The sequence below is a fragment of the Streptomyces sp. NPDC054783 genome, assembly GCF_053611725.1.
Window position 1 is genome coordinate 33,941 of sequence record NZ_JBSHAY010000022.1, and the last position, 23,889, is coordinate 57,829.

General features: G+C 71.6%; 25 protein-coding genes and 1 pseudogene. 11 read left to right on the forward strand and 15 right to left on the reverse strand.

Features of this window, described 5'->3' with window-relative positions:
• Positions 1-87: 87 nt before the first annotated feature.
• A complete protein-coding gene (locus ACWGJ5_RS31080; protein WP_453312960.1) occupies positions 88-978 on the reverse strand; it encodes a DUF3558 domain-containing protein in 891 nt (296 codons plus the stop codon).
• A gap of 128 nt (positions 979-1,106) precedes the next feature.
• On the reverse strand, positions 1,107-1,967 hold the full coding sequence (locus ACWGJ5_RS31085) for a DUF3558 domain-containing protein (protein WP_453312961.1): 861 nt from the start codon (positions 1,965-1,967) through the stop codon (positions 1,107-1,109).
• 223 nt (positions 1,968-2,190) lie between these two features.
• Between ACWGJ5_RS31085 and ACWGJ5_RS31090 the strand changes: the two genes are divergently transcribed.
• Entirely contained in the window at positions 2,191-3,384 is a 1,194-nt protein-coding gene (locus ACWGJ5_RS31090; protein WP_453312962.1) for an RtcB family protein, read from the forward strand.
• Positions 3,385-3,437: 53 nt separating this feature from the next.
• On the opposite strand, the gene ACWGJ5_RS31095 is transcribed toward ACWGJ5_RS31090, so the two are convergent.
• Genes ACWGJ5_RS31095 through ACWGJ5_RS31105 form a run of 3 tightly spaced genes read right to left on the reverse strand, consistent with a single transcriptional unit; the run spans position 3,438 to position 4,767 of the window.
• Positions 3,438-3,614, reverse strand: a complete 177-nt coding sequence (locus ACWGJ5_RS31095) for a hypothetical protein (RefSeq protein WP_453312963.1) — start codon at positions 3,612-3,614, stop codon at positions 3,438-3,440.
• Positions 3,614-4,375: an SDR family NAD(P)-dependent oxidoreductase gene (locus tag ACWGJ5_RS31100; RefSeq protein ID WP_453312964.1), complete on the reverse strand. Its 762-nt coding sequence runs from the start codon at positions 4,373-4,375 to the stop codon at positions 3,614-3,616. The genes ACWGJ5_RS31095 and ACWGJ5_RS31100 overlap by 1 nt, the downstream gene beginning before the upstream one ends.
• A gap of 53 nt (positions 4,376-4,428) precedes the next feature.
• Positions 4,429-4,767: a YnfA family protein gene (locus ACWGJ5_RS31105; RefSeq protein WP_453312965.1), complete on the reverse strand. Its 339-nt coding sequence runs from the start codon at positions 4,765-4,767 to the stop codon at positions 4,429-4,431.
• 142 nt (positions 4,768-4,909) lie between these two features.
• Between ACWGJ5_RS31105 and ACWGJ5_RS31110 the strand changes: the two genes are divergently transcribed.
• Positions 4,910-5,287, forward strand: a complete 378-nt coding sequence (locus tag ACWGJ5_RS31110; RefSeq protein WP_453313051.1) for a hypothetical protein — start codon at positions 4,910-4,912, stop codon at positions 5,285-5,287.
• A gap of 17 nt (positions 5,288-5,304) precedes the next feature.
• Here the strand turns inward: ACWGJ5_RS31110 and ACWGJ5_RS31115 are convergent, their stop codons facing one another.
• Positions 5,305-5,709: a winged helix-turn-helix transcriptional regulator gene (locus ACWGJ5_RS31115; protein ID WP_453312966.1), complete on the reverse strand. Its 405-nt coding sequence runs from the start codon at positions 5,707-5,709 to the stop codon at positions 5,305-5,307.
• 134 nt (positions 5,710-5,843) lie between these two features.
• On the opposite strand from ACWGJ5_RS31115, the gene ACWGJ5_RS31120 reads away from it, so the two are divergent.
• The 5 genes from ACWGJ5_RS31120 (at position 5,844) to ACWGJ5_RS31140 (ending at position 10,768) form a co-directional block, all read left to right on the forward strand.
• Positions 5,844-6,734, forward strand: a complete 891-nt coding sequence (locus tag ACWGJ5_RS31120; RefSeq protein ID WP_453312967.1) for an NADP-dependent oxidoreductase — start codon at positions 5,844-5,846, stop codon at positions 6,732-6,734.
• Positions 6,735-6,812: 78 nt separating this feature from the next.
• Positions 6,813-7,913 (forward strand): LLM class flavin-dependent oxidoreductase, encoded by a 1,101-nt coding sequence (locus ACWGJ5_RS31125; RefSeq protein ID WP_453312968.1) that lies wholly within the window; start codon positions 6,813-6,815, stop codon positions 7,911-7,913.
• Positions 7,910-8,506: an FMN reductase gene (locus ACWGJ5_RS31130; RefSeq protein WP_453312969.1), complete on the forward strand. Its 597-nt coding sequence runs from the start codon at positions 7,910-7,912 to the stop codon at positions 8,504-8,506. The genes ACWGJ5_RS31125 and ACWGJ5_RS31130 overlap by 4 nt, the downstream gene beginning before the upstream one ends.
• Positions 8,507-8,635: 129 nt before the next feature.
• Positions 8,636-9,358, forward strand: coding sequence for a response regulator transcription factor (locus ACWGJ5_RS31135; protein ID WP_453313052.1), 723 nt, complete (start codon positions 8,636-8,638; stop codon positions 9,356-9,358).
• Positions 9,359-10,768, forward strand: a complete 1,410-nt coding sequence (locus ACWGJ5_RS31140) for a HAMP domain-containing sensor histidine kinase (RefSeq protein ID WP_453312970.1) — start codon at positions 9,359-9,361, stop codon at positions 10,766-10,768.
• Between the two features lie 474 nt (positions 10,769-11,242).
• Here ACWGJ5_RS31140 and ACWGJ5_RS31145 read toward each other — a convergent pair whose 3' ends face one another.
• The 3 genes from ACWGJ5_RS31145 to ACWGJ5_RS31155 form a co-directional block, all read right to left on the reverse strand.
• Entirely contained in the window at positions 11,243-13,069 is a 1,827-nt protein-coding gene (locus tag ACWGJ5_RS31145; protein ID WP_453312971.1) for a phosphatidylglycerol lysyltransferase domain-containing protein, read from the reverse strand.
• A gap of 150 nt (positions 13,070-13,219) precedes the next feature.
• On the reverse strand, positions 13,220-13,495 hold the full coding sequence (locus ACWGJ5_RS31150) for a hypothetical protein (protein ID WP_453312972.1): 276 nt from the start codon (positions 13,493-13,495) through the stop codon (positions 13,220-13,222).
• Positions 13,496-13,616: 121 nt separating this feature from the next.
• Positions 13,617-14,243, reverse strand: a complete 627-nt coding sequence (locus ACWGJ5_RS31155) for a CGNR zinc finger domain-containing protein (RefSeq protein ID WP_453312973.1) — start codon at positions 14,241-14,243, stop codon at positions 13,617-13,619.
• An 80-nt stretch (positions 14,244-14,323) separates the two neighbouring features.
• Between ACWGJ5_RS31155 and ACWGJ5_RS31160 the strand changes: the two genes are divergently transcribed.
• Positions 14,324-15,106, forward strand: a complete 783-nt coding sequence (locus ACWGJ5_RS31160) for an MBL fold metallo-hydrolase (protein WP_453312974.1) — start codon at positions 14,324-14,326, stop codon at positions 15,104-15,106.
• An 11-nt stretch (positions 15,107-15,117) separates the two neighbouring features.
• Here ACWGJ5_RS31160 and ACWGJ5_RS31165 read toward each other — a convergent pair whose 3' ends face one another.
• Positions 15,118-15,732 (reverse strand): TetR/AcrR family transcriptional regulator, encoded by a 615-nt coding sequence (locus ACWGJ5_RS31165; RefSeq protein WP_453312975.1) that lies wholly within the window; start codon positions 15,730-15,732, stop codon positions 15,118-15,120.
• An 88-nt stretch (positions 15,733-15,820) separates the two neighbouring features.
• Here ACWGJ5_RS31165 and ACWGJ5_RS31170 point away from each other — a divergent pair, with 88 nt between their 5' ends.
• Positions 15,821-16,417, forward strand: coding sequence for a peroxiredoxin-like family protein (locus ACWGJ5_RS31170; protein ID WP_453313053.1), 597 nt, complete (start codon positions 15,821-15,823; stop codon positions 16,415-16,417).
• Positions 16,418-16,433: 16 nt separating this feature from the next.
• Here ACWGJ5_RS31170 and ACWGJ5_RS31175 read toward each other — a convergent pair whose 3' ends face one another.
• Positions 16,434-17,342 (reverse strand): LysR substrate-binding domain-containing protein, encoded by a 909-nt coding sequence (locus ACWGJ5_RS31175; RefSeq protein WP_453313054.1) that lies wholly within the window; start codon positions 17,340-17,342, stop codon positions 16,434-16,436.
• Here ACWGJ5_RS31175 and ACWGJ5_RS31180 point away from each other — a divergent pair.
• A pseudogene (locus tag ACWGJ5_RS31180) lies at positions 17,271-17,453 on the forward strand (hypothetical protein); the annotation flags it as partial. The gene ACWGJ5_RS31175 and the pseudogene ACWGJ5_RS31180 sit on opposite strands and share 72 nt — an antisense overlap.
• Here ACWGJ5_RS31180 and ACWGJ5_RS31185 read toward each other — a convergent pair.
• The 3 genes from ACWGJ5_RS31185 to ACWGJ5_RS31195 all read right to left on the reverse strand — a co-directional run bounded on the left by ACWGJ5_RS31185 (position 17,450) and on the right by ACWGJ5_RS31195 (position 20,466).
• Entirely contained in the window at positions 17,450-18,625 is a 1,176-nt protein-coding gene (locus ACWGJ5_RS31185) for an SPFH domain-containing protein (protein WP_453312976.1), read from the reverse strand. The pseudogene ACWGJ5_RS31180 and the gene ACWGJ5_RS31185 overlap by 4 nt on opposite strands.
• Before the next feature lie 11 nt (positions 18,626-18,636).
• Positions 18,637-18,888 (reverse strand): hypothetical protein, encoded by a 252-nt coding sequence (locus ACWGJ5_RS31190; RefSeq protein ID WP_453312977.1) that lies wholly within the window; start codon positions 18,886-18,888, stop codon positions 18,637-18,639.
• Positions 18,889-18,984: 96 nt separating this feature from the next.
• The gene (locus tag ACWGJ5_RS31195; protein WP_453312978.1) at positions 18,985-20,466 is read right to left on the reverse strand and encodes a multicopper oxidase family protein; all 1,482 of its coding nucleotides are present in this window, start codon (positions 20,464-20,466) and stop codon (positions 18,985-18,987) included.
• 313 nt (positions 20,467-20,779) lie between these two features.
• On the opposite strand from ACWGJ5_RS31195, the gene ACWGJ5_RS31200 reads away from it, so the two are divergent.
• Positions 20,780-22,750: a potassium transporter Kup gene (locus ACWGJ5_RS31200; protein ID WP_453312979.1), complete on the forward strand. Its 1,971-nt coding sequence runs from the start codon at positions 20,780-20,782 to the stop codon at positions 22,748-22,750.
• A 90-nt stretch (positions 22,751-22,840) separates the two neighbouring features.
• On the opposite strand, the gene ACWGJ5_RS31205 is transcribed toward ACWGJ5_RS31200, so the two are convergent.
• A complete protein-coding gene (locus tag ACWGJ5_RS31205; protein WP_453312980.1) occupies positions 22,841-23,866 on the reverse strand; it encodes an FKBP-type peptidyl-prolyl cis-trans isomerase in 1,026 nt (341 codons plus the stop codon).
• Between the last annotated feature and the right edge of the window lie 23 nt (positions 23,867-23,889).

Genomic DNA, 23,889 nt, shown 5'->3' on the forward strand with positions numbered 1-23,889 from the left:
TTGCCTGTTGTTGCGCGCAACAGGGTGGCACACGCGAACGGCGAACGTGGTACCGGTCGGGGCTTCGGACCCCTTCGGACCGGTCGGTCAGTTCTTCTTCGTCGCCGACTTGGACGGAGAAGCGCTGGAAGAGGCCGACTTGGACGGGGACTTCGACGCCGACTGCGACGGGGAGGCCGAGGTCTTCGCACCCGAACCGGTCGACGAGGAAGAGTCGTTGGCGGACCGCACCGCCCCGACCGCCTCCTTGATCGCGTTCTCCGCCGCCTTCGTCAGGTCGTCGGCGTTCGGGGTCTGCTCGCCCGCGAGACCGGCGCCGTTGTAGTCGAGCGTGACGACCACGTTCTCGACCCGCGCGACCACCGTCTGCTGCTTGAAGAGGCCTTCCTTCTTCTTCAGGTCGTAGCGCACCGCCGTCGCCTCCGCGCCCGTGCCGGACAGCGGGATCTCCTTGGTGTTCTTCGCACCAGGCACCGACTCGGCGTCCTTGACCTGCTGGGCGAAGTACGTGTGGCCCTGCGTGTCACCGGCACCGCGCGTGGTGTCCGAGTCGAAACGGAGCAGGGACACGTTCAGCCAGCGGAACTGCGAGCCCTTCACACCGTTGTTGTCCAGGCTGCTCCAGGAGCAGGAGCCACGCGACGACGGGTCGTCCGAACCGCCCTTCCTGCCCGACGTGTCCTTCGGCACCAGGCCCGTCAGGGTCTTCTTCGACAGCACCGCGCACGCGTCGGGCAGCTTCTGGTACGCGGCCGCCTGCACGGTCGGGGACGCGCTCGCCGAGGACTGCGTGCCGCCGCCCGCGGACTGCTGCGCGCTGCTGTCGGTGCCCGCGCCCTTGGAGTCGCCCGAGCCCGACGAACAGGCGGCGGTGATCAGCACCGCCGGCACGGCTGCCGCGCAGAGAAGAACACGGCTCAGGCGCTTGCCACGCATCTGTCGCTGGGCACGGTCGTCTTGCTGGGCTGCTCGCTGCATGGTTCCTTCACTCATGACGCTCGGTGGTCGTGCGGGTTCCTGCGGGGCCCCACGGTACGCGGTGAAGGAGCTGTGCGGTTTCCGTTCCGGTGCTTTGCGCGGGGTGCAGCGAGCGGCTCCCGGGGCGGTCAACCGCCCAGCGCATCATCCAGTTGAGAGGCCAGATTACGGGCCCTGTCCTGCATTTCCTTGCTGTCCGGGACCGTACCTACGGCCGTCGGCTGCTCCTCGTACTCGATGGTGACGACGACGTTGGACGTGCGGAACACCACAGTCACCGTCCGCTGTTCGACGGTCGAACCGGACGAACCGAGCTTGTCGTCGATATACGCCTCGTCACCGAGATCGGACAGCACCCGCGGCTGCAGAGCCGCGGCGGAATCGGAGGGGGAGCCGGACGGGGAGCCGCTGGGAGAACCGGAGGGACTGCCGCTGGGCGCGGACGAGGAAGAGGACGCCGAGGGCGAGGAGGACGACGGCGAGGGCGAGGAGGAGGCCGAGGACGTCGGTGACCCGCTCGTCCCCGCGGAGCCGCTCGGCTGGGGGAGGTCGGCGGCCGACTCCTTGCCCTCGAACAGCTTCTGCGCCTCGTCGTCGTCGCTGACCGTGTTGTCGTACGACACCACGCGCTCGAAGTCGACCGAGAGACGGTCGGTGGCGTCTGCGGACTCCACCTTCCAACGGCAGCCCACCTTGCGATCGGTGTCGTAGGTGAGCGCGGCCTGGCCCTGGTAGGCCTTGTCCCGCTGGACGGGGTCGGTGATCTGCTTGATGCCGGGCAGCATCGAGCCGAGCGTGTCGTGACCGAGCGCGCCGCAGGGTTCGGGGAGCGTGCGGTACTTGCCGGGCTGGGCGGCGACCGTGGCGGTGCCGGCCTCGCCCGGATTGGCGTTGTCCGTGGGGCTGTCACTGCCCGAGCCGCTCGTGCAGCCGGCCAGCAGCGCCGCGAGGAGGGCGGCGGTGCCGGTTACGTACGCCTTCCGCTGCACGGTCGGGCTCCTTCCGGGTGTGCACTCGCTTGGTGGTCCAGTGTCCCCGCTGGTTATTCGCTTGCCGCAGCGGGGCGTCCCCTGGAGACAATGTGTATCGCACGCGCTGCCGTGACCGCCGGTCCCTTGTCCTTTTTCGCTGGCATCGGCATTGCTTTTCCACTTTGCCGCTTATAAGCCTTGTGTAAGCCTTTGTTGTCGTTTTCGGGGGAATGAGGAACGTATGTCGTACGTGGAGATGCCGGGCGCGAAGGTCCCGATCCGGATGTGGACCGACCCCGCGACGGTCGAGGACGTGGCCCTGCGCCAGCTCCAGAACGTGGCGACCCTGCCGTGGATCAAGGGCCTGGCCGTGATGCCGGACGTGCACTACGGCAAGGGCGCGACGGTCGGCTCCGTCATCGCCATGCGGGGCGCGGTGTGCCCGGCGGCGGTCGGGGTGGACATCGGGTGCGGAATGTCGGCGGTGAAGACGTCGCTGACGGCGAACGACCTGCCGGGTGACCTGTCGCGACTGCGGTCGAAGATCGAGCAGGCGATTCCGGTGGGGCGGGGGATGCATGAGGACGCCGTGGAGCCGGGGGACTTCCACGGGTTGGCCACGGCCGGGTGGGACGACTTCTGGGGGCGGTTCGACGGGGTTGCGGAAGCGGTCAGGTTCCGTGCGGACCGGGCCTCGAAGCAGATGGGAACACTCGGCAGCGGCAACCACTTTGTCGAGGTATGTGTCGATACATCTGATTCCGTGTGGCTCATGCTCCACTCCGGCTCCCGCAACATCGGCAAGGAACTCGCCGAGCACCACATCGGCGTGGCCCAGAAGCTCCCGCACAACCAGGGCCTGGTCGACCGGGACTTGGCGGTCTTCGTCTCGGACACCCCGCAGATGGCGGCCTACCGAAATGACCTGTTCTGGGCGCAGGAGTACGCCAAGTACAACCGCACGCTGATGATGGCGCTCCTGAAGGACGTGATCCGCAAGGAGTTCAAGAAGGCGAAGCCGACCTTTGAGCCGGAGATCTCCTGCCACCACAACTACGTGGCGGAGGAGCGGTACGACGGCATGGACCTGCTCGTGACCCGCAAGGGAGCGATCCGGGCCGGCTCCGGCGAGTACGGGATCATCCCGGGCTCGATGGGCACGGGGTCGTACATCGTGAAGGGTCTCGGCAACGAGAAGGCCTTCAACTCGGCCTCGCACGGCGCGGGTCGGCGGATGAGCCGCAACGCGGCCAAGCGTCGGTTCTCGACCAAGGATCTGGAGGAGCAGACCCGGGGTGTGGAGTGCCGCAAGGACTCCGGCGTCGTGGACGAGATCCCGGGCGCCTACAAGTCCATTGACCAGGTTGTCGACCAGCAGCGGGACTTGGTGCAGGTCGTGGCCAAGCTGAAGCAGGTTGTCTGCGTGAAGGGCTGATCGGGCGAGGCCCCCTGGCTACGGGAGCCTCGCCCGTTCGGCTCGAACGGGGGTCATTTCGCGTGCCGTACCGCGTAGATCATCACGAACGCCACGATGTGGATGCCGAAGAGGAAGTAGCCCAGGAAGTACCAGACCTTGCGTTCGTCCTTGGTTTCCTGGGCCAGGCGGCGTTGCTCCAGGCTTTCCGGGGAGTCGGCGGAGGCGGGGGTCTCGGGGGTCTCGGGCATCACGGCTCCCTGTGGACCTTGGTGTTGGAGGCCTGGGCGCGGGGGCGCAGGACGAGGAGGTCCACGTTGACGTGGCTGGGGCGGGTGACCGCCCAGGTGATCGTCTCCGCCACGTCGTCCGCCGTGAGGGGCTCGGCCACGCCCTCGTAGACCTTGGCCGCCTTCGCCTCGTCGCCGGCGAAGCGGGTCAGGGCGAATTCGTCGGTCTTGACCATGCCGGGCGCGATCTCGATGACGCGCACCGGCTGCCCGACGATCTCCAGGCGGAGGGTCTCGGCGAGGACGTGGGCGCCGTGCTTGGCGGCGACGTAGCCACCGCCGCCCTCGTAGGTGCCGTGGCCCGCGGTGGAGGAGACGACCACGATCACGCCGTCGCCGCTCGCCACCAGCCTGGGCAGCAGGGCCTGGGTGAGGTTCAGGGTGCCGATGACGTTCGTCTCGTACATCGTGCGCCAGTCCGCCGGGTCGCCGGTGGCCACCGGGTCGGCGCCGAGGGCGCCGCCCGCGTTGTTGACCAGGACGCCGACGGTCTGGAAGGCGGTCGCGAACTCGTCGACGGCCGCGCGGTCGGTCACGTCCAGCTGGTAGGCCACCGCCGAGTGGCCCGCCCTGGTCAGCTGCTCCGCCAGCGCCTCGATGCGGTCCTTGCGGCGGGCGGTGAGGACGACGCGGTAGCCGGCCTCGGCGAGCTGCCGGGCCGTGGCCGCGCCGATGCCGCTGCTCGCACCGGTGACGACGGCGATGCGGGAGGCGGGGGCCATGGGCAGCTCCTCAGGGTCTGGTGGCTAAAGGCTGCGTCCAGCCTAAGTGAGGCTCAGGCGCCGTTCCTCGGGGCCCACATGATCACGGCCATGCCGGCCAGGCAGATCAGCGCGCCCACGATGTCGTAGCGGTCGGGGCGGTAGCCGTCCGCGACCGCGCCCCACAGCAGTGAGCCCGCGACGAAGATGCCGCCGTACGCGGCCAGGATGCGGCCGAAGTGGGCGTCCGGCTGGAAGGTGGCGACGAAGCCGTAGGCGCCGAGGGCCAGGACCCCGCCGGTCATCCACAGCCAGCCCCGGTGCTCGCGTACGCCCTGCCAGATCAGCCAGGCGCCGCCGATCTCGAAGACGGCGGCGACGACGAAGAGGGTGGCGGAGCGGAGGATCGACATGGGCAGCAGCCTCGCATGCGGGGTGCGGGAGCCGGTGCGCGGCTTGTCACCTGATGGACGGCGCCTGCGCCGTGGTCCGCGTGGCATACATCCGTTCGGCAGTGGGATCGATCGCGAGTGCGGAGTGGTGAGCGGCGTGCGGATGCGGACGTGGATGGTGGCGGGGGCCCTGGCCGGTGTGCTGTCGGCGTCGGGCGCCGCGGTGGCCGCTCCGGCGCCGGTGCCCGAGGCCGATCTGGCCTTCCACGGGACGGCGGTGATGAGTGGCGACAAGGTCGAGGTGAAGCTGACGCCGCGCAACGGCGGTCCGGCCGCCGTGCCGGACGCGACCGTGCGGCTGCGCTGGTCGGTGGCGCTGGCCGAGACGCAGCAGCTGACGGCGCGGTGTGCCCGGGAGGACGAGCGGACGGTGGTGTGCGGGACGGGCGCGCCGGCCGTGAACGGGGTGGGTGAGCAGCTGGACGTGCCGGTGCGGCTGAAGGAGACGCCGTTGGACACGGGGGACGCGTACGCCTTCTGAGGCCCGCTGATCAGGGTTCAGGCGGGGTTCTCCGCGTCGTAGCGTTCGCGGGCCGCTCGTACCTCCTCGAAGTGGGTCTCGGCCCAGTCCTTCACGGCGGTCAGCAGGCTGCCGAGGCTGGCGCCGAGCGGGGTGAGGGCGTAGTCGACGCGGACGGGGACGGACGGGGTGATGGTGCGGCTGATGATGCCGTCCCGTTCGAGGGTGCGCAGGGTCTGGGTGAGCATCTTGGGGCTGACGCCGGCGATCGTGCGGCCGAGGTCGCTGTAGCGCTTGGGGCCGCCGGACAGGGCGGCGATGACCAGGCTCACCCACTTGTCGCTGAGCCGGCCGAGCAGCTGGTGGGAGGGGCACGCGCGCAGGAAGGCGTCGTAGTCGGCGCGGGCCTGTTCGCGGCGCTGGGCGGCGGTCGTGGTCGCCATGATCCCTCTCCTTCGGGTCAGCTACGCACTCTCAGGTAACTACTTTCGGATGGATAGTAGCTCTCCTACGGTTGGTGCTGCGGCGGAAAGGTGCCGCGAAGTCATCAACTGCCTTGTGTATGGGGAGAGTTGTCATGCGTGCTGCTGTGGTGAGGGCGTTCGGTGGGCCGGAGAGTGTGGAGATCGCGGACGTGGCGGTGCCGGAGCCGGGGGCGCGGCAGGTGCGGATCAAGGTGGCCGCGGGTGCGCTGAACCCGGTGGACGCGGCCGTGCGCGCCGGCGTCTTCGGCGGGGCCGGCAAGACCCTCGGGCTCGGCTGGGACGTGGCCGGCACGGTGGACGCGGTGGGTGCGCCCGCCTCCTGGGTGGTCGGCGATCCGGTGGTGGCGCTGGTGGCGGGGGTTGCGGAGCCGCTGGGATCCCATGCCGAGTACGTGGTCGTGGACGCGGAGGCCGTGGCCGCGGCGCCCGCCTCGGTGGACGCGGCGCACGCGGGCACCCTGCCGCTGAACGGGCTGACCGCGCTGCAGGCCCTGGACCTGCTGGACCTCGCGCCGGGCGACCGGCTGCTGGTGACCGGGGCCGCGGGTGCGGTCGGCGGGTTCGCGGTGCAGCTGGCCGCGCACCGGGGGATCGAGGTGACCGGGCACGCCCGGGCGGGCGACGCGGAGCTGGTGCGCTCGCTGGGTGCCGTGCGCTTCACGGCGGGCGGGGTGGAGCGGGGGAGTGTGGACGCGGTGCTGGACGCGGCCGTGCTCGGGGCGCCGGCGCTCGCGTGGGTGCGGGACGGGGGCGGGTTCGTCGCGGTCCGGGACGGGGTGCTGCCGGCGGCGGAGCGGGGGGTGCGCACGCAGAACGTGTGGGTGCGGGCCGACGGTGCGCAGCTCGCGGAGCTGGTCCGGCTGGTGGACGAGGGCGTGCTGACCCTGCGGGTGGCGGAGACGTACGCCCTGGAGGAGGCGGTCAAGGCGCATGCGCGGCTCGCGGAGGGCGGGGTGCGCGGTCGGCTGGTGATCGTGCCCTGAGGGGCTGGAACAAACCAGGGGTGGGAAACTGTTCGACGGATATAGTTGAACGGTAAACAACCTGGAGGGTGAGCGACCATGCAGTTCGGGATCTTCACGGTCGGCGACGTCACGCCGGACCCCACCACGGGGCGTACGCCGACCGAGGCGGAGCGCATCAAGGCCATGGTCGCCGTCGCGCTCAAGGCCGAGGAGGTCGGCCTGGACGTCTTCGCCACCGGCGAGCACCACAACCCGCCGTTCGTGCCGTCGTCCCCGACGACCATGCTCGGCTATGTGGCGGCCCGGACGGAGAACCTGATCCTCTCCACGTCCACCACCCTGATCACCACCAACGACCCGGTGAAGATCGCGGAGGACTTCGCGATGCTCCAGCACCTGGCCGACGGGCGCGTCGACCTGATGATGGGCCGCGGCAACACCGGGCCGGTCTACCCCTGGTTCGGCCAGGACATCCGGCAGGGCATCAACCTCGCCATCGAGAACTACGCCCTGCTGCGCCGGCTGTGGCGCGAGGACGTCGTGGACTGGGAAGGGAAGTTCCGCACCCCGCTGCAGGGCTTCACCTCCACCCCGCGCCCGCTGGACGGCGTACCGCCCTTCGTCTGGCACGGCTCCATCCGCTCCCCGGAGATCGCCGAGCAGGCGGCCTACTACGGCGACGGCTTCTTCCACAACAACATCTTCTGGCCGGCCGACCACACCAAGCGGATGGTCGAGCTGTACCGGACCCGGTTCGCCCACTACGGGCACGGCACGCCCGAGCAGGCGATCGTCGGCCTCGGCGGCCAGGTGTTCATGCGGAAGAACTCGCAGGACGCGGTGCGCGAGTTCCGGCCCTACTTCGACAACGCGCCGGTCTACGGCCACGGGCCCTCCCTGGAGGAGTTCACCGACCAGACCCCGCTCACCGTCGGCACGCCCGAGCAGGTGATCGAGAAGACCCTGTCCTTCCGCAGCTATGCCGGTGACTACCAGCGCCAGCTGTTCCTGGTGGACCACGCCGGGCTGCCGCTGAAGACCGTGCTGGAGCAGATCGACATGCTCGGCGAGGAGGTCGTGCCCGTACTGCGCAAGGAGTTCGCGATCGGCCGCCCGGCGGACGTGCCCAAGGCCCCGACCCACCCGTCCCTGCTCGCCGCCGCACAGAAGGACGCACAGAAGGAGAGCGCCGCATGAAGCTCGTCGTCGTGTCCGCGGGACTGAGCGTCCCGTCCTCCACCCGGCTGCTGGCCGACCGGCTCGCCACCGCCGTGGCGCGGGCGGCTGAGGTCGACGTGGAGGTGGTCGAGCTGCGGGACCTCGCCGTCGAGATCGCGCACAACTTCACCAACGGCTTCGCCGGGACGGCGCTCGCCGCCGCGCAGGACGCGGTGGCGGGGGCCGACGGGCTGATCGTCGTCACACCGGTGTTCTCGGCGTCCTACAGCGGGCTCTTCAAGTCGTTCTTCGACGTGCTGGACAAGGAAGCGCTGGTGGGCAAGCCGGTGCTGGTCGCCGCCACCGGGGGTACGGCCCGGCACTCGCTGGTGCTGGAGCACGCGCTGCGGCCGCTGTTCGCCCACCTGCGGGCCGTGGTCGTGCCGACGGGGGTGTACGCGGCGTCGGAGGACTGGGGCGAGGAAGGACTGCCCGGGCGGATCGAGCGGGCGGCGGGCGAGCTGGCCGGCCTGATGGCGGGGCTACGGGCGGCCGCGCCCGGGCGGGAGGCCGCGCCGCTGGTCGTACCGTTCGAGGAGCAGCTCGCCCGGCTCGGCGCTCACGCAAGGTGAGAAGACGGTAGGGCGGCGGGGCGGGTTGCCCGTGTGACGGTGAGAGGCGGGTAAAAAGCGTGATCGTAGGTCCGCCCGCCCCGACCGAACTGCTTCAGGCCTTGGCAAACTGGGTGCGTGCCCCAGACTGTGCTGCTCGCTGAAGACGACCGTGCCATCCGCCATGCCCTGGAGCGTGCCCTGACCCTGGAAGGGTACGAGGTGACGGCGGTGGCCGACGGCGTCGAGGCGCTGGCACAGGCCCACAAGACGCCGCCGGACGTCCTCGTGCTCGATGTGATGATGCCGGGGATCGACGGCCTCCAGGTCTGCCGGGTGCTGCGCGCCGAGGGTGACCGCACCCCGATCCTCATGCTCACCGCGCTCGTGGAGACCGCCGACCGCATCGCGGGCCTGGACGCCGGCGCCGACGACTACGTGGTCAAGCCGTTCGACGTCGAGGAGGTCTTCGCCCGGCTGCGCGCGCTGCTGCGCCGCACCAGCCCGGTGCCCGCCGGCAGCGGCGCGGTCGGCGGCGGCGACAACGGCGGCCGGGAGCCCCAGCTCTCCGACCGGCAGATCGAGGCCGCCGGTATCCGCATGGACCTGCAGGCCCGCCGGGCCTGGCGCGGCAAGCGCGAGCTGGAACTGACCCGCACCGAGTTCGAGCTGCTGGAACTGCTCGTGCGCAACGCGGGCATCGTGCTCGACCACTCCACGATCTACGACCGGATCTGGGGCTACGACTTCGGGCCCGGGTCGAAGAACCTCGCCGTCTACGTCGGCTACCTGCGCCGCAAGCTGGACGAGCCCGGCGCGCCGCAGCTGATCCACACCGTGCGGGGCGTGGGTTACGTGCTCCGGGAGGACTAGGTGAGCCGGCTGCGGCGGCTGCTGGCGCCCGGCCGGCCCAAGCTGGTCTCCCTGCGCACCACCTTCGCCGTCTCCTTCGCGGCCGTCACCGCCGCCGTCACGATCCTGGTCGGCATCCTGTCCTACGGCAGTGCCGCCCGGCTGGTCCGGGTCGACCAGCAGTCGGTGTTCACGCAGGTCGTACAGGACGTCCGGGACGAGGTGCGGCAGCACGAGATGGTCCCCGAGGACTTCTCCTCCTCCCGCCCCGGGCACGACCTGGTCCGGCCCGCCCGCACCGATGTCCAGGTGCTGGGCGCACAGGGCCAGATCGTGGACCACGGCAACCCGAGCCTGCCCGTCACCTCCCGCGACAAGGCCATGGCGCTCGCGGTGACGGCCGGGAAGGTGGTCGAGCACAAGGACGTACTGGTGGACACGGACCTGTTCCGCGTCGCCACCGTCTCCCTCGGCGACGGGCGGGGCGCCGTCCAGGTCGCGCAGGAGTTCAGCGACACCGAGGACCTGCTGCGCACGCTGCAGCAGCGCACGCTGATCCTGATGGCGGCGGTGGTGGTGGCGGCCGGTCTGTTCGGCTGGTGGCTGGCCCGCCGGATCACCCGGCGCCTGGTGATCCTCACCTCCGCCGCGGAGGACGTGGCCCGCACCCGTCGGCTGGGCATCGAGGTGCCGGTCGCGGGCCTGGACGAGGTGGGTCGGCTCGGCCGCGCCTTCGACCGCATGCTGGGCCGCCTGGCCCAGTCCGAGGAGGACCAGCGGCGCCTGGTGCAGGACGCGGGGCACGAACTGCGCACCCCGCTGACGTCCCTGCGCACCAACATCTCCCTCCTGCGCCGCATCGACGAACTGCCGCCCGCCACCCGGGAGGAACTGGTCGCCGACCTCACCCAGGAGGCGCGGGAGCTGACCGACCTGGTCAACGAGCTGGTCGACCTCGCGGCGGGGCAGTCCGACACCGAGCCGCCGCAGCGGGTGGACCTCGCCGACATCGCCGAGGACGTCATGGGGCTCGCACGACGCCGCACCGGGCGGGAGATCGTGCTGCGCACCAGCGGTGAGACGACGACCGACGGGCGGCCCGGGATGCTTCAGCGGGCCATGTCGAACCTGGTGGAGAACGCGGCCAAGTTCGACCGGGGCGGGAAGGGACCCATCGAGATCAGCATCACCGGGCCGGGGCGGGCGGGGACCGTGCGGGTGGAGGTGCTGGACCGGGGGCCGGGTATCGCCGAGGGCGACCTCATCCGGATCTTCGACCGCTTCTACCGCGCCGCGGACGCGCGCTCCCTCCCGGGCTCCGGCCTCGGCCTGTCCATCGTCCGCGAGGTCGCCATGGCACATGGCGGGGCACCGTTCGCCTTCCGGCGGGAGGGCGGCGGAGCGGTGATCGGTTTCACGGTGGGCGGATGAGCGCCGTGGGCCTGCCGGGTGCGGGCACCGCGTGATCGACACCGCCTCCCGCCCCTTCGCGATGCGCTGAGTACGGCTGCCCGGCCCCGCCGGGCCGAGCGGTGGTGGCGTTCGGGGGGTGTTGCCGGAGCCTGCCCTGGGGTGATGATCGGGCCGGGCCTCAGGAGCGGACCGGTGGGCAGTTCGCCCGTGGCCGGCTCGCGGAGGGGCATCCGCTGCGGCGGACCGTGGCGGAGCCCTGCGCGGCCGTGGAAGGCGGTTCCCGGCCGCGTGAGCGCGAAGGCGCCGTACGGCAGTGACCTGCGGTTGTACACGGCGGCCGGGATACCGGCCCTGCAGCACGGGCCGGGGGACGCGCGGGTGGCGCACAGCCCGCGGGAGTGTGTGTCGGCGCGCACAGCCGCGTGCGTGGCAAGGTCGTTGGTGGTTACGGCGCTGCGGACGGTCGGGGTGAGGTGAGCGGCCTCCAGCGGCTCAGGACTCCCGGCCGCCCATCCCCGGCAGCGTGAGGAAACCCTCCGCCCGGGCGCTCGCCAGACCGATCCTCGGGATGTCGCTGCTCTTGGCGAAGAGCAGGAAACGCGGTTCCCACACCGGGCGGTACTTGGCGTTGGCGCGGTAGAGGGACTCGATCTGCCACCAGCGTGAGAAGAAGGTGAGGGTCGAGCGCCACAGGCGCAGGACCGGGCCCGCGCCGAGGCGGGCGCCGCGTTCGAAGACCGAGCGGAACATCGCGAAGTTCAGCGACACCCGCTGGACGCCCAACTCCTTGGCGCGCAGCAGGAGTTCCACGACCATGTACTCCATCAGGCCGTTCTCGCAGTCGCGGTCGCGGCGCATCAGGTCCAGCGAGAGGCCGTGCTCGCCCCAGGGCACGAAGCTGAGCAGGGCGCGCGGCTCGTCGTTCGCGTCGCGGCACTCCAGCATCACGCAGCGGCCGTCCTCCGGGTCGCCGAGCCGGCCCAGCGCCATGGAGAAGCCGCGCTCGGTGGCGCCGTCGCGCCAGCGGTCGGCGCGCTCGATGAGCAGGGCCATCTCGTCGGCGGGGATGTCCTCGTGGCGGCGGATGCGGACGGTGTAGCCGGCCCGCTTGACCCGGTTGTGGGCCTGGCGGACCACGCGCATGGCGCGGCCCTCCAGGGTGAAGTCGGCGATGTCGACGATCGCCTCGTCGCCGAGTTCCAGGGCGTCCAGGCCGTGCCGGGCGTAGATGGTGCCGGCCTCCTCGCTCGCGCCCATGACGGCCGGGGTCCAGGCATGCCGGCGGGCCTCGCTGAGCCAGGCGTCGATGGCGCCGGGCCAGGCCTCGGGGTCGCCGATCGGGTCGCCGGAGGCGAGGGAGACCGCGCCGACGACGCGGTAGGTGACCGCGGCCTTGCCGGTGGGGGAGAAGACGGCGGCCTTGTCGCGGCGCAGCGCGAAGTAGCCGAGGGAGTCGCGCGCGCCGTGCTTCTCCAGCAGGGCCCGCAGCCGGGTCTCGTCCTCCTCGGTGAGCAGCTTCCGGCCGCGCGGGGAGCGGAAGCAGGCGTACAGGACGAGGCAGAAGGCGGCGGCGAGCAGGATGTTGACGATGATGTCGGCCCAGCGGGGCGCGTGCACGGAGTCGACCCGGTCGGCGAGCGGGCCGACGCTGATGCCGCGCAGCAGGGTGTAGGCGAGCTCTTCGCCCCAGGGGGCGTGGGGCAGCTTGTTGGTGGCGTGCACGAGCAGCGTGCCGATACCGCCGGTCACCAGGATGCCGCCGACGCCGACGGCCAGCGCGAGCTTCGGGTTGGAGGGGTCGCCGATGGCGTTGAACTCACGGCGGCCGATCAGCAGGGCGGCCACGAAGAGGCCGGTGAGGGCGGTGGAGACCCAGTTGAAGGCGTGGTCGCGGAACGGGTGCTGGGTGAGGGCGAGGACGTAGAGCACGAACAGGGGGCCCGCGCACAGCAGGTTGACCACCCAGGCGGCCCGCTTGCCGCGCCGCATCACCAGCGCCAGGAAGATCGCCGCCGCGGCCGAGACCAGACCGGCGGTGGCCAGGTACGGCGTGAAGAACTGGCCGGCGTGGTGCGTGTGCGCGTGGACGTGGCGGGCGGTGAAGAGCTTGCCGTCGTTGTGTGCCTGCACCTCTTTGCGGAACGGCAGTGACATGACCGCGATGATGTTGAAGACGGCGATCAGCCGCAGGTACCACACGGTGGCCGAGGCCGCCCGCGCGCGCAGGCGGGGGCCTGGCACGGGCAGCTGGGGGATGCGCCGGGGACCGCGCTGGGCGGGGACCTGCGGGGAGATCAGGGTCTGGTGCTGAGCGGGCATGGTGACTGGTCACCTTGGGGTGGGGGACGGGACGACCCCGGTCGGGGCCGACCCTGACCCTACAGCTTGTAGGGTAGTCCGGTCGGGTCGTCTTCCGGAGAGGAGCGTACCGACAACCGCTCTTACCCGGACCCTCCGGTACCGAGCCTCTTACCCGGCCCTTCCCCTGCCGCGCCGGGCCGCCATCAGATGCCAGCCCAGGTTGCCCACCGCCGCACCGGCCGCGACCACGGCGACGATCACCCCGCCGGTCGCGAGCCCGTCGCTGAACAGGTGCGGCCGCCGGTCGAGACTGTGCAGCCCGAACCCGCACAGTTCGTACACGCCGACAGCGGCGATGAGAAGGCTGACGGCCAGCAGGGTCAGCGTCGGCGCCAGGCTGCGCACGCAGACCTCCCCGCCGGCCTCCGTTTCCGTGTCCTGCATTGATCCCCCGATGAACTGACGAATGAACAGCCCTGCGGCCGCCGGCGGTTGGGAACCTACAATACGTAGGGTCGGTCGGGGGGACGGTGATGGCGCGGGGCGGGTTTTCGCCCGGTCCCACTCAGTCTTTTTCCTCCGTGCGGCCCGTCCGGCGGGCGTAGGCGCGGGCCGCGCGGGCGCGGTCGCCGCAGCGGGTGGAGCACCAGTGGCGGCGGCCGTGGCGGAGCAGGTAGCGGTTGCAGGGGGCGGAGCCGCAGGCGGTGAGGCGGTCGGCGTCGGGGCCGGTGAGCAGGTCGGCGGCGTCGGCGGCGAGGGCGGCCAGGGCGTGCTCGACGATCTGGGTGGTCGGGTGGGCCGTGGCGCGGTGCAGCCCCTGCTCGGCCGACCAGTGCAGCAGGGAGGCGGCCGGGGCGAGGGTGAGCGCCTCGTTGACGGCGTCGAGGGCGTCGGCGGGGGCGGGGCGGCCCTCGATGCGGGAGGCGAGCAGCGGGCGGACGTGCTCCCGCAGCGACCGCAGCCGGCTCGCGCAGGTCTCGCGCAGGCCGGCGCCGGCCGGAGCGAGCCCGCGGTCCACCAGCCAGCGCTGTGCCCCCGCGGGCGTGCCGAGGAGGTCGACCCGCTGGCCGCCGGGCAGGACGACCGCGCTGTTGGCGAGGTCGAGGGCGAGATGCTCGGCGGCGCCGGGCGCGGGCGGCGGAACCGCGCCGGCGTGCTCCTCGGCAGGGATCACGGAACTCATGCTTCTCATGGTACGGCTTGCCGCCATCCGTGAGAGGGGGATAGTGTGTCTCACGGATGACATCATTCTTATCCGTGAGGAGAAAGTTCATGGCTGCTGCTGCCGCCCGCGCCGGTGACTTCGGCGAGCAGATCCCCGTCCGCGTCCTCGGCGGCCCCACCGTCCTCATCGAGTACGGCGGACTCCGCTTCCTCACCGACCCCACCTTCGACGCCCCCGGCGACTACCCGTCCCCCAGCGGCCGCACCCTCACCAAGACCGCGCCGCCCCGTACGAGCGCCGCCGAACTCGGCCCCGTGGACGTCCTCCTGCTCTCGCACGACCAGCACGCCGACAACCTCGACCACTCCGGCCGCGCCCTGCTCGCCGCCGCTCCGCGCACCCTCACCACCCCTGCGGCGGCCGCCCGGCTCGGCGGCACCACCGAGCCGCTCACCCCGTGGCAGTCCGTCGAGCTGGCCCGCCCCGACGGCGGCACGGTCACCGTCACCGCCGCCCCGGCCCTGCACGGCCCCAAGGGCTCCGAGCTCCTCGTCGGCGAGGTCACCGGCTTCCTGCTGACCTCCGCCGACCTGCCCGGCGTCTACGTCAGCGGCGACAACGCCTCCCTGGAACTGGTCCAGGAGATCGCCGACCGGTACGCCCCCGTCGACACCGCCGTCCTCTTCGCCGGCGCGCCCAGGATGCCCGTCCTCGACGACGCCCTCCTCGTCCTCGACGGCCAGGGCGCCGCCACCGCCGCACGGCTGCTCGCCGCCCGCCGGGTGGTCCCGGCCCACTGCGACAGCTGGGCCCACTTCACCGAGACCCGCGACGACGTCGTGAAGGCGTTCGAAGAGGCGGGCCTGGCGGACCGGCTCCAGCTGGACTGAACCGAACCCCCTCAGGGCTCCAGACCGCGCAGCAGCACCACGAGGCCGCCGAAGAACTCCCGCTCGGCGTCGACCCGTTGGGCGTGTGCCGCGGTCCGGGCCATGAGCGGGAACTCCCCGGGGTCCAGTGCGGAGATGGCCTGCGTGCCCGCGCCCGACAGGGAGCCGAGCTGCGCCAGCTGCAGGGCGCCGTTGACGTAGGCGACCAGGCTGCGCAGGGCCACGACCCGATGCTCGCCCGCGAAGCCCGCGTCCGTGAGGACGCCGAGCACCGTCTCCGACCAGCGCAGCACGGCGCGGGAGTGGTGCCGGTGGGCGACCGACAGCGGGATCACCGACGGATGTGCGCGCAGCGTGTCCCGCAGCCGCCGCACCATCACCTCGACGCGCTCGCGCCACGGCAGGTCCGCCGGCGGGGCTCCCGTGTCGACCGCGCCGAGCGCGAACTCCACGACGAGTAGCTCCAGTTCCTCGCGGTCGGCGACGTACCGGTAGAGCGCCATCGTGCTCATGCCGAGCTCCTTGGCGACCGTACGCATGGACAGCCCGGTCAGCCCCTCGCGGTCGAGGACGGCGAGCGCGGCCGACGCCAGTCGGTCGGGGGTCAAAGAGCGGGGTCGGGGCATGGCGCTTGACAGCGTACGGCATACGCTTACGCTCGTAGGTGTACGACGTACGCCTACGTGTCCGTGCCCACGAGGGAGACAGATGTCCATGTCCTCGTCCACGCCCCGGCGGCCCCTCCGCCCCGGCTCCCAGCTCGGCCCCCGCGAGCTCACCCCCGTCTCCGGCCCGCCGCTCCCCGTGCCCGACCCGGACCGCCTGGTCCACCTCCAGTTCCGCCGCTTCGCGGGCTGCCCGGTCTGCAATCTGCACCTGCGGTCCTTCGTGCGGCGGCACGCGGAGATCGGGGCGGCCGGCATCCAGGAGGTCGTCGTCTTCCACTCGCGCGCCGAGGAACTGCGGGAGCACACGGCGGACCTGCCCTTCGCCGTCGTGGCCGACCCGGACAAGCGGCTGTACGCCGAGTTCGGCGTCGAGTCGGCACCCCGGGCACTGCTGGACCCGCGGGTGTGGGGGCCGATCGTGCGGGCGGTGCTGCGCAGCGCCTGGGCGATACTGCGCGGCCGCGAGCGCGCCCCGTCCCGTCCGCACGGCGGCCGGCTCGGCCTCCCCGCGGACTTCCTGATCGCGGCGGACGGCAGCGTGCTCGCCGTCAAGTACGGCCGGCACGCGTATGACCAGTGGGAGGTGGAGGAGCTGCTGGAGCTGGCGGGCGCGGTACGAGGGGGCGATGCCGCCCGGGCCTGATCTCCGTCCAGGGCGGTCAGCTCCTCGCCGACGGCTGTCCGACGCCGAGGACCTCGAGCATCGCCCGGGTCGCCGGGCTGGGGTTGAACCGGCTCCACGCCAGGTACTCCAGCCGCCGCGGCCCGTCGACCACCGGAACCAGGACCAGCCCGGGATCGTCGTCGGCGAGCGGCCGGATGAACGCAGACGGCAGCAGGGCGATGCCGAGCCCGCGCCCGATCAGCCGGGTGATCAGCTCCACGACCCCCGACTCGTACGCGACGTCACGGGACAGACCCGCGGCGCCGAACGCCCGGTCGGACTGGGCGCGGGCGGGCGTCCCGGCCACGAAGTCCACGAAGGTCTCGCCCGCGATCTCCGCCAGCGTGACCCGGGAGGCGCCCGCCGGCCGGTGCCCGGCCGGCACCACCAGGACATGCCGGTCGTGATCGAGTACGAGGGTCTCCACCCCGGCCGGCCGCTCGCCCTCCGGCAGGCCCAGGAAGGCGATGTCCAGCTCCCCGGCGCGGATCGCCGCCGCCATCTCGTCACTGCGTCCGGACCGCAGGACGACCCGGACCTCCGGGTGCCGGGCGCGGTAGCGCTGCAGCAGCTCGGGTACGTCGACGGCGGCCGCGGTCACGATCACGCCGACCGCCAGCCGCCCGCGCACCACGCCGGGCGCGGCCGCGGCGCCGCCGACCGCGCGGTCGGCGGCGGCCAGACACTCGCGTGCGCCCACGAGGAACGCCGCACCGGCGCCGGTCAGTTCGACCCGGCGGCTGGACCGCGCGAACAGCCGCACTCCCAACTCCCGCTCCAGCGAGGCGATCCGGTGGCTCAGCGCGGACTGCACCACCTGACACCGTTCCGTCCGCCGGCCGTACTGGAACCCGGCGAACGCACCGGCCGCTACCGGCGCGGCACCGGCACCTTGCTGACGGATGCCCACGGCCGGTCCTGGATCAGCGCCGAGGACCTGGCGGTCGCCGTGCTGGACGGACTCGAACGCCCCGGCACCGAGCGCCACTTCACGGTCATGTCGGCGGACCGCTAGTCCATGTCCACCGGACCGTCGTCCGACTTGCGGTCCCTGTTGCCCGAGTGCAGCTGGAGCAGGCCCCTGTCGGCGTCCGCCTTGTTGTCCTTGTCCTGGCCCAGGCCCTGGCGGACCGAGTCGAGGATCGTCATGCCCTGGGACACCAGGCCGGCGGCGATCTCGCCGAGGCCGTCCGCGCCGTTCAGGACGTTGACGTTGGCGCCGGACAGGCCGCCGGCGGCCTCCTTCACGATCTGCGGGAGCTGGTCGATGAGCATCCGGTCGAGCGCCACCCGGTCGTAGGAGGCCGCGGCCTCCGCCTGGATCTTCATGCGCTGCGCCTCGGCGGCGGCGAGGATCTTGACCCGCTCGGCCTCGGCCTCGGCGGGCTTGACGACCTCGGCGACCAGCTGCTGCTGGCGCAACCTGGCCTGGCGCTCGGCCAGTTCCGTCTGGGCGGCGAGCACCTCCTGCTGGGCGTGGGCCTGCGCCAGCGGTCCGGCCTGCGCGGCCTGCGCCTGGGCGCGGTCCACCTCGGCGGAGTACTCGGCCTTGACGATGGCGGTCTGCCGGGCGTACTCGGCCTGCTTACGGGCCGCCGCCTGCTCCGCCTCGACCGCGGCCTGGGTGGCCTGGGCCTGGGCGATCTGGGCCTGCCGCTGGATGGCGGCCTTGTGCGGGGCCGACATGGCGTCGATGTAGCCGGTGTTGCCGTCGTCGATGGACTGGATCTGCAGCGAGTCGACGATCAGGCCGATCTTCGCCATCTCCACCTTGGAGGTGTCCAGGACCTCGGCGGCGAGCTTCTGCCGCTCGGTGACGATCTCCTCGACCGTCATCGAGCCGATGATCGCCCGCAGGTGGCCGGCGAAGATCCGGCCGGTCAGCACCGACATCTGCTCCTGGTCGGAGAGGAAGCGCTGACCTGCGTTGATGATGCTCTCGTGGTCGTTGCCGACCTTGAAGGCGATGACCGCGCGGACGTGCAGCGAGATGCCCTGCTTGGTCACACAGGTCTCGGTGACCTCGGCCTCGCACATGGAGAGGGTGAGGAACCGGACCTTGCGAAAGACCGGGAGCACGAACTTTCCGTGGCCCGTCACCACTCGGAACGGCGCGCCCCCCAGTCCCCGCCTGCCGCCCGAGATCAACATCGCCTCGTCGGGAGCGGGAACGCGGTATCCGAACATGCTTGTACTCCTCAGCCTGCGTCGGCGGCCTCGCCGCCGAGCGCGTCCAATGGATCCACCCACTCGATGACGCCGACCTCGCGGCATCCCCGTGATTCGATCACGAGGACCGTAGCGCCCGCGGGCAGGGGATCCTCGGACCACGCCAGGAAGGTCTCGGAGCCGCCTCTGACCCGCACCAGGACCTCCCCGGGGCCCGCGGATCCGCGCGTCCCGATGAGCACCTTGCCCGTACAGCCGACCACGGCCTCGTCCTGCGGCATCACCGGCCGTCCTCCTCGTCCTGACCTGAGAATTCCGACGATAGACCGACCGCGGCCGGTTCCCAACGGGTGGGAGGGCACCCGAGGTCTGCGGGATCAGGAGCAGCGCAGCAGGATCATGAACCCGTAGTCCATGTGGAGCTGCTGGTGGCAGTGGAACAGGGACAGTCCCGGCTGGTCGGCGGTGAAGTCGAGGTCGAGGCTCTGGTAGCCGCCGAGCATGACGACGTCCTTGCGCAGGCCGTGGGTGGCGGTGCCGGCGATGTGCGTGATCTCGAAGGTGTGCCGGTGCAGGTGGAGGGGGTGGATGTCGTCGGAGGCGTTGCGCAGCCGCATCCGGTACCGCTTGCCGCGCTCGACGTCCAGCACCGGCCTGTCGGTGTCCAGGGAGAAGGGGACGCCGTTGAGGGGCCAGATGTTGAATCCCCCGTCGGCAGCGTTGCGCTTCTCCACCAGCAGGTCGATCGTGCGGTCGGGCCGCTGTGCGGCGGAGCCGGGACGGGCGAAGGCGCGGTAGTCCCAGGTGAACGCGGGCGGCGCGGTCCACCGCGGGGAACCGCTGCGGCCGGCGTACTCCACCACGGTGCCCATGCCGGCGTTCCGGTCGTCGTCCGACAGGTCTCCCAGCACCCACACACCCGGGTGGTTCATCTCCACCAGCGCCGAGACGCGTTCGGCGGTGCCGATCCACAGCACCGGCACGCGGGCCCGGCGGGGTACGGGGTTGCCGTCGAGCGCGACCACGGTGAAGGTGTGGCCGGGCAGGGCGAGGCTGCGGATCTCGGTGGCGCTGGCGTTGAGGACGTGGAACAGCACGCGCTGTCCGGTCCTGACCCTGATCGGTTGGCCGTGGCCCAGTTTGCGGCCGTTGACGCTGAAGGCGCGGTAGCCGACTTCGTAGCCGCGCGGCATGCCCCGGGCCAGGGAGTCGGCCATCGCCTGCTCGCCCCTGCGTTTCAGATCCGGCGCCGGGGAACCGGCGAGGAAGGTCTGGGGGATGTCCCCGCCGTGGCTGAGGGAGGGCTGGAACTCCTTCAGCGTCAGGAACACTTCCTGGTCGTAGGCCCCCGGGTGCGCCTTCGGCTCGATGTAGACCGGGCCGGCCTGACCGGAGTACGTGGCCCGGGTCAGGTCACCGAGCGCTGTCACATGGGTGTGGTAGAAGCGGAAACCCGCCGGTCCGGGGGTGAACGACAGGCGGCGCATCCCGTGCGCGGGGATGTACGGGGTGCCTTCCTCCGCGGACCCGTCGACGTCGGCGGGAACCCGCTGGCCGTGCCAGTGCAGCAGCTCGGGGGTGGCCGTGTCGTTGTGGACGTCGACCACGACCGGGCGGCCTTCGGCGAACCGCAGCAGCGGACCGGGGAAACTGCCGTTGTACGTCGTGGTGGAGACGACCGTGTCCGGCGCGAGCTCGACCCGACCGGTCGCGATCCGCAGCGTGTGGTCCGCCTTGTCCGAGGGAGCGGCCGCGCTCGTCACCGCCCGCGCGTCACAGCCGACGACCGCTCCGGCTCCCGCTTGGGCCAGCACGGAAGCCCCGGCCAGCCTGAGGGCGTCACGACGAGAGATGGGCACGGCTCCGCCTCCCTTTCCCGCTCCCTGGGGGCAATCCCGGCGATTCGGGTCGGTTCCTGCACACGTGCACATCTCACTATGCGGCGAATGCGCCGGTGCCGGTGAACCGAGCCCGGTAACGGGGTGAATCAACATCCCCTGGGGCCGGCAGAACATCCCCGTGACCTCGACAAGACGTCCCCCTGCGGGCCGACGGCGCGAAACGCCGTTCGAGGCCGAACGCCCCCCTGCCGGAGGTTGCGCCATGGGGTGGGTATCGTCCGCCCCGATGTCCTGGCCTGCAGTTCAGCGGCCGGCACGGAGGAGGATCACCATGGCCGGACGCCGGCAGGGGACCGCGTCGGACGACGGAGCCGCACCGCGGGCGCCACAAGCTCCGGAGGCGAGCGCCCACGACTCGGTGCGACTCGCGCTGGTGATCGGTGCCCTCGGCGTGGTCTTCGGCGACATCGGCACCAGCCCGATCTACACCCTCCAGACCGTGTTCAACCCGAGCGACCCGCACCCCGTCCCGGTCAGCACCGAGAACGTGTACGGCGTGGTGTCCCTGGTGTTCTGGTCGGTGGTGATCATCGTCCTGGTCACCTACGTGCTGCTGGCGATGCGCGCCGACAACGAGGGCGAGGGCGGCATCATGGCGCTGATCACCCTGCTGCGGCGGTGGGGCTCGCGGCGGGCCGGACGGACAACCGCCGTACTGGCCGCGCTGGGCATCTTCGGCGCGTCGCTGTTCTTCGGCGACAGCATGATCACCCCGGCGATCTCGGTGCTGTCCGCGGTCGAGGGGCTCAAGGTCGTCCAGCCGTCGCTGGGCGGCGCGGTCGTACCCATCACCGCGGTGATCATCGTGATGCTGTTCGTGGTGCAGCGCCGGGGAACCGCGGCGGTGGGCCGGGTGTTCGGGCCGGTCATGATCGCCTGGTTCGCGGCCATCGGCGCGTGCGGCATCGCCGGCATCGCCGACCACCCCGGCATCCTCCGGGCGCTGTCACCGACGTACGCGCTGGGCTTTCTGTTCGGTCATTTCGGCACCGCCTTCTTCGCCCTGGCCGCGGTCGTGCTCGCGGTCACCGGCGCCGAGGCGCTGTACGCCGACATGGGCCACTTCGGCCGCCGGTCGATCACCCGCGCCTGGCTGTTCCTCGTCTTCCCCGCCTGCATCCTGAGCTACTTCGGCCAGGGCGCCCTGATCCTCGCCGATCCGCACAACATCAGCAGCCCCTTCTTCCTGCTCGTGCCCGACTGGGGACAGTGGCCGATGGTCGTGCTCGCCACGGCGGCCACCGTCATCGCCTCCCAGGCGGTGATCACCGGCGCGTACTCGGTCACCTCCCAGGCCGCCCAGCTCGGCTACCTGCCGAGGCTGCGGATCGCGCACACCTCGGAATCCACCATCGGCCAGATCTACGTCCCCTGGATCAACTGGCTGCTCATGGTCTCGGTGCTCACCCTGGTCTTCGCCTTCCGCAGCTCCACGGCGCTCGCCTTCGCGTTCGGCATGGCGGTCACCGGCACCATCACCATCACCACCCTGCTGTTCTTCTACGTCGCCCGCGCGAAGTGGCGTACGCCCAGGTGGCTGATCGTCGTCGGCGCGAGCGTGCTGCTCTTCGTGGACCTGCTGTTCGTGGCGGCCAACCTGACCAAGCTCGTCCACGGCGCGTGGCTGCCGCTGCTGATCGGCCTGACCGTGTTCACCGTCATGACGACCTGGCAGCGCGGGCGCGAACTCGTCACCGCCGAACGGGCACGGCTCGAAGGTCCGCTGCCCGGGTTCATCGACGACCTCCGCTCGGGGAAGGTGCCGACGCGCCGGATCCCCGGCACGGCCGTCTTCCTCAACCGGGGCAAGCAGACCGCACCGTTGGCCATGCGGGCCAACGTCGAGCACAACCATGTGCGCCACGACCAGGTCGTGATCCTCTCCCTGGCCACCGAACCCGTGCCCCGCGTTCCGGCCGACCAGCGGATCGTCGTCGACGACCTCGGCTACGCGGACGACGGGATCATCCACGTCACCGCCCGGTTCGGCTACATGGAGACACCCGACGTGCCCGGCACCCTCGGGATGCTCGACCCGTCCCAGACCGAAGGGCCGCTGCACCTCGACCAGGCGTCCTACTTCCTGTCGAAGATCGAGCTGCGGCGCGGAAAGGCCCCGACGATGGCCCCCTGGCGCAAGCGCCTGTTCGTCGCAACCTCCTACATCACGGCCGACGCCGCCGAGTACTTCGGCCTGCCTCGCGACCGCACCGTCATCATGGGCTCACACATCGAGGTATAGGCCGCCCGGCGCGGAGCGCGAGCGCCCGCCGGCCCGGGGGAACGGGTTCGTCTGCGGCCGAACTCCGCGGCCGTGCGGAGGGGCTGTGCCTCAGACGGCGGCCAGGATGTCGAGGACGGAGACGACGGTGGCGTCGGGTTCCAGGCCCTTCGGGGGATGGGGGCCGTAGGCGAGCTTTGCGGGGATGATGGCGAGGATTCGGCTGCCGACCCGCTGGCCGGTCAGGGCGCGGTCCCAGCCGACGATGACGTTGCCGCGGCCGATCACGACGGGCAGCGGGGCGCCGTCGGCGCGGGAGCTGAGGAAGACAGGCGCCTCGTCCTTGCCGCGGGCGGTGTCCCATGCGGCTGAGGAGTACTGGAGGACCAGGGTCTGTCCGGTCTTGGCCGCCGGGCCGGTGCCGTCCACCAGGCGCTTGACGACCAGGCCCTTGGGGGGTGCCTGGTCGGGGACGGTGAGGGTGGCGGTGCCGTCGTTCTTGTTCATGTGGACCGAGGGCAGGGCGTCGGGGACCGGGTGCTGGTCGCCCGTGACGAGGGCGTGGGCGCCGATGACGTCGAGGACGTCGACGGCGTAGACGATGGTGTCCTTGCCGGTGATGTGGAGCTGGGCGCTGCCGGTGGTGCCGTAGGCGGCGGCAGGGGGTGCGACGACCAGGACCCTGCTCCCGGCCCGCTGTCCCTGCACGGCCCGGTCCAGGGCGGTCAGGGTCGCGCCGCGCCCGACGGCGAACACCTGGGGGCGGGCGCCCTTGTCGTACGAGCCGGGCAGTGTCCTGCCGGTGCGCCACACCTTGGCGGTGTAGCGGACGACGGCCACGTCGCCGGTGTGCGCGGCGGGTCCCCGCCCCTGCGTCTGCGGTGCGACGACGAACTTGCCGCTCGGCGCGGACTTCGGAACCGAGATCGTGGCCGCGCGCCCGAACTGTCCGGAGACGGTGGGCAGTACGGCGTCCGTGTGCACCGCAGCGGGCTCGGGCCGCGCGTGCACCGGCACCGAGGGGGCCGCGAGCGGCCGGTGCCAGCCGTCCGGCCGGGACTGGTGGGATGAATCGTTGCTGCTGCACCCCACCAGCAGGAGGGCGGGCGCTATCAGCAGCGCTGCGAATCGACGCATGTACTTCTTTCCAGGTTCTTTGC

Coding starts and splice junctions, on each gene's coding strand:
- ACWGJ5_RS31145 (WP_453312971.1), bottom strand. CDS start 13,069: ATGCCCGCTCAGCACCAGACCCTGATCTCCCCGCAGGTCCCCGCCCAG.
- ACWGJ5_RS31110 (WP_453313051.1), top strand. CDS start 4,910: ATGCGGACGTGGATGGTGGCGGGGGCCCTGGCCGGTGTGCTGTCGGCG.
- ACWGJ5_RS31090 (WP_453312962.1), top strand. CDS start 2,191: ATGTCGTACGTGGAGATGCCGGGCGCGAAGGTCCCGATCCGGATGTGG.
- ACWGJ5_RS31080 (WP_453312960.1), bottom strand. CDS start 978: ATGCAGCGAGCAGCCCAGCAAGACGACCGTGCCCAGCGACAGATGCGT.
- ACWGJ5_RS31160 (WP_453312974.1), top strand. CDS start 14,324: ATGGCTGCTGCTGCCGCCCGCGCCGGTGACTTCGGCGAGCAGATCCCC.
- ACWGJ5_RS31095 (WP_453312963.1), bottom strand. CDS start 3,614: ATGCCCGAGACCCCCGAGACCCCCGCCTCCGCCGACTCCCCGGAAAGC.
- ACWGJ5_RS31165 (WP_453312975.1), bottom strand. CDS start 15,732: ATGCCCCGACCCCGCTCTTTGACCCCCGACCGACTGGCGTCGGCCGCG.
- ACWGJ5_RS31170 (WP_453313053.1), top strand. CDS start 15,821: ATGTCCTCGTCCACGCCCCGGCGGCCCCTCCGCCCCGGCTCCCAGCTC.
- ACWGJ5_RS31200 (WP_453312979.1), top strand. CDS start 20,780: ATGGCCGGACGCCGGCAGGGGACCGCGTCGGACGACGGAGCCGCACCG.
- ACWGJ5_RS31155 (WP_453312973.1), bottom strand. CDS start 14,243: ATGAGAAGCATGAGTTCCGTGATCCCTGCCGAGGAGCACGCCGGCGCG.
- ACWGJ5_RS31100 (WP_453312964.1), bottom strand. CDS start 4,375: ATGGCCCCCGCCTCCCGCATCGCCGTCGTCACCGGTGCGAGCAGCGGC.
- ACWGJ5_RS31115 (WP_453312966.1), bottom strand. CDS start 5,709: ATGGCGACCACGACCGCCGCCCAGCGCCGCGAACAGGCCCGCGCCGAC.
- ACWGJ5_RS31205 (WP_453312980.1), bottom strand. CDS start 23,866: ATGCGTCGATTCGCAGCGCTGCTGATAGCGCCCGCCCTCCTGCTGGTG.
- ACWGJ5_RS31190 (WP_453312977.1), bottom strand. CDS start 18,888: ATGCCGCAGGACGAGGCCGTGGTCGGCTGTACGGGCAAGGTGCTCATC.
- ACWGJ5_RS31130 (WP_453312969.1), top strand. CDS start 7,910: ATGAAGCTCGTCGTCGTGTCCGCGGGACTGAGCGTCCCGTCCTCCACC.
- ACWGJ5_RS31125 (WP_453312968.1), top strand. CDS start 6,813: ATGCAGTTCGGGATCTTCACGGTCGGCGACGTCACGCCGGACCCCACC.
- ACWGJ5_RS31185 (WP_453312976.1), bottom strand. CDS start 18,625: ATGTTCGGATACCGCGTTCCCGCTCCCGACGAGGCGATGTTGATCTCG.
- ACWGJ5_RS31120 (WP_453312967.1), top strand. CDS start 5,844: ATGCGTGCTGCTGTGGTGAGGGCGTTCGGTGGGCCGGAGAGTGTGGAG.
- ACWGJ5_RS31105 (WP_453312965.1), bottom strand. CDS start 4,767: ATGTCGATCCTCCGCTCCGCCACCCTCTTCGTCGTCGCCGCCGTCTTC.
- ACWGJ5_RS31150 (WP_453312972.1), bottom strand. CDS start 13,495: ATGCAGGACACGGAAACGGAGGCCGGCGGGGAGGTCTGCGTGCGCAGC.